The sequence below is a fragment of the Shigella sp. FC1967 genome (assembly GCF_001743005.1).
GTDB lineage: Bacteria > Pseudomonadota > Gammaproteobacteria > Enterobacterales > Enterobacteriaceae > Proteus.
The window spans coordinates 1-313 of sequence record NZ_MIIZ01000040.1; the positions used below are offsets into that span (position 1 = coordinate 1).

At 47.3% G+C, this 313-nt stretch carries 1 protein-coding gene; it reads right to left on the reverse strand.

The genetic code is table 11. The features are described from left to right. Window positions 1–29: 29 nt before the first annotated feature. Window positions 30–313, reverse strand: a 284-nt coding sequence (locus BHE89_RS24125) for a hypothetical protein (RefSeq protein WP_216080959.1), incomplete at its 5' end; no start/stop codon positions are given.

Below are 313 nucleotides of genomic sequence, written 5' to 3' on the forward strand. Positions count from 1 at the left end.
TAGCCATCGAAGTCCGCAAAAAAACGCACTTATGTGAACCGTGACGCCGTTGAAAAAAGCGCAAGCGGATGAGCAAGCTCAGCGTGAAGCGGAAGAAAAAGGCGCATCGCGAAGCAGAAGAAAAAAGCCCAGCGCGAAGCACAAGAGAAAGCACAGCGCGAAGCTGAAGAAAAAGCAAAACGTGAAGCTGAAAAGGCAAAGAAAGACGCCGAAGAAAAAGCGAAACGTGAAGCTGAAGAAGCAAAACGTGAAGCAGCGGAATTAGCTAAGCGCGAAGCAGCGGAAAAAGATAAAGTGAAACAAAACGATAAAC